Raw genomic sequence first — 3,493 nt, forward strand, 5'->3', positions numbered from 1 at the left:
CTGAACAAGGCTTGATGTCCGCAGCAGACAAAACCAAACTTGACAGCATTGAGGAAGGCGCTAACAAAACGATTGTAGATAGTGCCTTATCATCGACCAGCACAAACCCGGTGCAGAATAAGGCGGTATCTAAAAAGTTTGGAGAGTATTTGCCGCTATCCGGTGGGACGATGGATGCAAATAGCAAGATCACTATCCCAGGCGAAAATAGCAGATCGACATCACTAACTAGGGCAGGTATCAGATGCAATGTTGCTGCAAACGGTGGCTGGTTCCAGGGGATCGCATATTATGATGTAACTGATACAACTGCGTTATGCTATATCGGTGCATACGGAATAGGGGACGAACTAAAATATATATGCCTCGGTGGAATGTATAACGATCCGCTTGTAAAAATCACTCCGGATGGTACGTTATACTGCACTAATTTATCGGGTAACGCATCCACCGCCACCAAACTCCAGACGGCAAGGACACTAACCATCGGCAGCACCGGGAAATCCTTTGACGGATCTGCAAATGTTGCCTGGACATTGGCTGAGATCGGCGCTGCTGCTGCATCACATACACATAGTCAATTGCACACGCATACGACAAAATCAACCAATTATGGTACACTCACAGCATCATCCAATCAGCTGTCTCTTACATCGGCAGTCGGGATGCACACAGACGGTAAAACCTATACATACAATAACACATCATATACCGGCAGCTCCAAGTCAGAGGTATTTAACGACTATGCGTCAAACATGGCTGCAAACGATTATGCACATGTTGAGGGCTGTGATAACAAAGGTCTTGCCAACTGTTGCCACGTTGAGGGCTGGAAAAATGTTGCTACTGGTGTACAATCCCATGCAGGCGGTACAAGCTCCACTGCATCAGGAGAAAGAACATTTGTGCATGGATACCAGTGTGCAGCCACAACTGCATGGTCTGGTGCATTTGGGTCTCAGTGTACATCATCTAACGGGAATTGTGCATTTACGTTTGGGTGGGGTTTGACAAACTTGATCGGCAACTCTACTGTTGTAGGACAGTGGAACGCACAGAATAATGCTGGACTTTTTGCCGTTGGTAAAGGTACTAGCAGCGCACGAGCAAACGCCTTTAGAGTGGCATCTGATGGCAAAACATACGCTACTGGTGCGTATAGTTCCACCGGTGCGGACTACGCCGAAATGTTTGAATGGCTTGACGGCAATCCAAATGAAGATGATAGACGAGGACATTTTGTCACGCTGGACGGCGAAAAAATCAAGTTTGCAGAATCTATTGACGATGATATTATCGGCGTTGTATCTGCTGCTGCATCCATTGTCGGCGATGCATATGAGGACAATTGGAATGGGATGTATCTGACTGATATCTTCGGCGGAAATTTATACGATGAACCTATCATTGACGAGGATGGAAACGAACACACGTACCAAACGCTAAACCCGGACTACGATCCGAATGTAAAATACATCCCACGATCGGAAAGACCTGAATGGGATGTAGTTGGCATGATGGGTAAGCTGGTTGTTGTGGACGATGGGACATGCCAGGCAAACAGCTACTGTGTACCGACTACTGGTGGTATCGCTACGAAGTCTAAGGGGCGTGTTGGTTATCGTGTGTTATCCAGAATTGATGATACACATGTGAAAATTTTGATGAGGTGATATAATGAAAGAATCGATTTGTGCCATGCTTGGCGTTGTTGGAAGCTTTATTGCTGGATTGTTTGGAGGTTGGGATGCGTCATTGGCAACACTGCTGATTTTTATGAGTATAGACTACTTGACCGGGCTTATCATTGCAGCTGTTGGAAAATCCCGAAAAAGCAAAAACGGGCATCTGTCCAGTTTTATTGGTTGGAAAGGTCTTGCCAAAAAAGTTGTGTCCCTGTTGCTGGTACTGGTTGCGGTACGATTGGATATTGTGCTTGGGACAAGCTATATTCGTGACGGCGTCTGCATTGCATTTATGTGCAATGAATTGATCTCCATTGTGGAAAATGCAGGTCTGCTGGGCGTGCCCATGCCGGGAGTATTGACAAAAGCGATTGATTTGCTGCAAAACAAGGGAAAGGATGATGACTGACATGGCAGTAAAAAACTATACTTACAGCGATACCACACAGCTGACCGCACATTTTAACGCCAAAGAATTCCGCTGCAAGTGCGGTAAAAGCCATAACACGCTGATCTCCGAGGAATTGCTGCAAAAGTTGGAAAAGCTGTATACTGCGCTGAATTGCAGCAAGATTATTGTCAACAGCGGTTACAGATGCGCAAGTCATGACAAGGCGGTGGGTGGAACAGGTTCCGGGCAGCATACCAAGGGCACGGCTGCGGATGTAGTGTGCTACGGACAGGATGGTCAACCAATCAGTAGCAAGACTGTCTGCTGTACAGCGCAGGATCTGGGCTTCGGTGGTATTGCCAACATCACCGACACATACACTTCCACGCACCTGGACGTGCGAACTGGCAGCAAATACTATGGAGACGAGACCAAAGGCACGAATACTGTAACAAGCGATTTCTACAGCTATTTCGGCATTGCAAAATCATCTAGCGCCACTATAGCAAACAGTTCCGGCGTAAAGGCCAAAGGTATTGACGTTTCCAAACATCAGGGCACAATCGACTGGGACAAGGTTAAGGCATCTGGCAAAGTGGATTTTGCGATACTTCGTGCTGGCTATGGGAAAGAATTCAGCCAGATCGATGTGCAGTTTGTACGGAACTACAGCGAGTGTAAGCGGCTTGGGATCCCCTGCGGTGTGTATTGGTACAGCTATGCCACGACCGCCGCAGAAGCGGAGCAGGAAGCAACTGTGTGCTTGTCTGTCCTATCCGGAAAACAGTTCGAATATCCGATTGCATTCGATATTGAGGAAAAGGCAAGCCTGCAAAACGCAGACGCACTGTGTCAAGCGTTTTGCGGGGCGTTGGAAAAGGCCGAATACTACACGGCAATTTATACGTTCAAGTCGGCTTTGGAAAGCTGCATCGGAAACAGCGTAAAAAATCGGTATGATGTTTTTCTTTCTCATGTCGATGTAAGCAGATCGTCTTATTCCGACAACTACGGGCTGTGGCAGTATAGCTGGAAAGGTAGTGTTCCCGGCATTTCCGGAGATGTGGATCTGGATTATGCGTACAAGGATTATCCGGCGATTATTAAAGCCGCTGGGCTGAATGGCTTTGCGAAAAATTCGACACCATCTGAATCGGCAGAGAATACGAAAAAAGACACCATCGATGAGGAAACCCTCAAGCAGATCTTGCAGCACGTGGCGAGGATTGACGCAAAATTGAATGGATAAAACAGCGGTAAAATGCCGTTTATATGTAGTGAAAAACGCTCCTGAACACCACGTTCAAGAGCGTTTTTTTCGTTTTGCGTGGCAGTTTTTTGCATTTTGCGTGGCAGGCTACATCAGTTCTGTGAGGTTTAAGCCGATTTTTTTTAGAGTTCTTCGTATTGCTTCTCT

The 3,493-nt window shown here is 46.8% G+C and carries 3 protein-coding genes; all 3 read left to right on the forward strand.

Going from position 1 to position 3,493, the window contains the following annotated elements; genetic code table 11:
• Positions 1–1,673, forward strand: a 1,673-nt coding sequence (locus tag QZ375_RS13950) for a peptidase G2 autoproteolytic cleavage domain-containing protein (protein WP_295219947.1), incomplete at its 5' end; no start/stop codon positions are given.
• 4 nt (positions 1,674–1,677) lie between these two features.
• A complete protein-coding gene (locus tag QZ375_RS13955; RefSeq protein WP_295219950.1) occupies positions 1,678–2,094 on the forward strand; it encodes a phage holin family protein in 417 nt (138 codons plus the stop codon).
• A 1-nt stretch (position 2,095) separates the two neighbouring features.
• Positions 2,096–3,325, forward strand: coding sequence for a GH25 family lysozyme (locus QZ375_RS13960; protein ID WP_295219953.1), 1,230 nt, complete (start codon positions 2,096–2,098; stop codon positions 3,323–3,325).
• The last annotated feature ends 168 nt before the right edge of the window (positions 3,326–3,493 follow it).

The sequence above is a fragment of the Ruminococcus sp. genome, assembly GCF_019417665.1.
Classification (GTDB): domain Bacteria; phylum Bacillota; class Clostridia; order Oscillospirales; family Ruminococcaceae; genus Ruminococcus_C.

Excerpts from the sequence above, each read along its gene's own strand:
- QZ375_RS13955 (WP_295219950.1), top strand. The coding sequence starts at position 1,678 with ATGAAAGAATCGATTTGTGCCATGCTTGGCGTTGTTGGAAGCTTTATT.
- QZ375_RS13960 (WP_295219953.1), top strand. The coding sequence starts at position 2,096 with ATGGCAGTAAAAAACTATACTTACAGCGATACCACACAGCTGACCGCA.